This is a genomic window from Secundilactobacillus malefermentans DSM 5705 = KCTC 3548, from assembly GCF_001436395.1.
In the GTDB taxonomy this organism is placed as follows: Bacteria; Bacillota; Bacilli; order Lactobacillales; family Lactobacillaceae; genus Secundilactobacillus; species Secundilactobacillus malefermentans.
In genome coordinates this window covers 1-1,233 of record NZ_AZGJ01000117.1, presented here as the reverse complement: position 1 = coordinate 1,233, position 1,233 = coordinate 1, and the positions used below count along the sequence as shown (strand labels likewise).

Below are 1,233 nucleotides of genomic sequence, written 5' to 3'. Positions count from 1 at the left end.
ACAGGATTTGACAAAGAGCCGAATAAATGTATTATTATTAGGCTAGAAACGCCGATCTACCAGTACTTTAGACCACAAAAAAAGAACCAAGAATAAAATTCCCAGTTCTCATACATAAATATAACACCTATACCGGAGGTGGGGTTCGAACCCACACGTCCTCAACGGACACTGGATTTTGAGTCCAGCGCGTCTGCCAGTTCCGCCACTCCGGCATATTCCCATTTAATTGGGCAAAGGCGGTAATCGGATTCGAACCGACGATGAAGGTTTTGCAGACCTCTGCCTTACCACTTGGCTATACCGCCATGTTATAAAATTGATCGAATCCAACTGGGTTAGCTGGATTCGAACCAGCGCATGACGGAGTCAAAGTCCGTTGCCTTACCACTTGGCTATAACCCAATCAAGGGCGGTATGTGGGACTCGAACCCACGCATGCCGGAACCACAATCCGGTGTGTTAACCAAACTTCACCAATACCGCCATAACATCATTAACAGGGATAGTAGGAGTTGAACCCACACCGACGGTTTTGGAGACCGTAGTTCTACCATTAAACTATATCCCTATGGTGGATGGGAGTGGATTCGAACCACCGAACCCGAAGGAGCGGATTTACAGTCCGCCGCGTTTAGCCAGACTTCGCTACCCATCCATAATGGCGCGGGACGGAATCGAACCGCCGACACACGGAGCTTCAATCCGTTGCTCTACCAACTGAGCTACCGAGCCATTTACCTCATAAGATGTTAAGTATTAAATTAATAACAACATAACAACGGTCCGTACGAGACTCGAACTCGTGATCTCCTGCGTGACAGGCAGGCGTCCTAACCAGCTAGACCAACGGACCATAACCATTATTATATCATTGAATGGAGGATACAGGGCTCGAACCTGTGACCCTCTGCTTGTAAGGCAGACGCTCTCCCAACTGAGCTAATCCTCCAAGATGACCCGTATGGGACTCGAACCCATGTTACCGCCGTGAAAGGGCGGTGTCTTAACCGCTTGACCAACGGGTCATATTTGTTTGTAAACGGAGAGTGAGGGATTCGAACCCTCGAAACAGGTTTTTGCCCGTTTACACCATTTCCAATGGTGCTCCTTCGGCCAGCTCGGACAACTCTCCATCTAACTTCCGATAGGAGGATTCGAACCTCCCGTTGTTTAAACAACTTTCACCATCTAAAAATATCGGAATAAATTGCGTGGCAACGTCCTACCCTT

11 tRNA genes are annotated in these 1,233 nt (G+C 48.2%); all 11 read right to left on the bottom strand.

The features are described from left to right. Nucleotides 1-130: 130 nt before the first annotated feature. Nucleotides 131-215: transfer RNA gene (locus FD44_RS10020), tRNA-Leu, on the bottom strand. A 22-nt stretch (nt 216-237) separates the two neighbouring features. Beyond that, nucleotides 238-308 (bottom strand) — tRNA-Cys (locus FD44_RS10015). A 25-nt stretch (nt 309-333) separates the two neighbouring features. Next, a tRNA-Gln gene (locus tag FD44_RS10010) sits at nt 334-405 on the bottom strand. A 6-nt stretch (nt 406-411) separates the two neighbouring features. After that, nucleotides 412-486: transfer RNA gene (locus tag FD44_RS10005), tRNA-His, on the bottom strand. Between the two features lie 14 nt (nt 487-500). Continuing rightward, nucleotides 501-571, bottom strand: a tRNA-Trp gene (locus tag FD44_RS10000). Between the two features lies 1 nt (nt 572). Continuing rightward, nucleotides 573-658: transfer RNA gene (locus tag FD44_RS09995), tRNA-Tyr, on the bottom strand. Between the two features lie 4 nt (nt 659-662). Then, a tRNA-Phe gene (locus tag FD44_RS09990) sits at nt 663-735 on the bottom strand. 47 nt (nt 736-782) lie between these two features. Then, nucleotides 783-856: transfer RNA gene (locus FD44_RS09985), tRNA-Asp, on the bottom strand. Between the two features lie 23 nt (nt 857-879). Beyond that, nucleotides 880-952: transfer RNA gene (locus FD44_RS09980), tRNA-Val, on the bottom strand. 4 nt (nt 953-956) lie between these two features. Beyond that, nucleotides 957-1,028: transfer RNA gene (locus tag FD44_RS09975), tRNA-Glu, on the bottom strand. 15 nt (nt 1,029-1,043) lie between these two features. Further along, nucleotides 1,044-1,135, bottom strand: a tRNA-Ser gene (locus FD44_RS09970). Between the last annotated feature and the right edge of the window lie 98 nt (nt 1,136-1,233).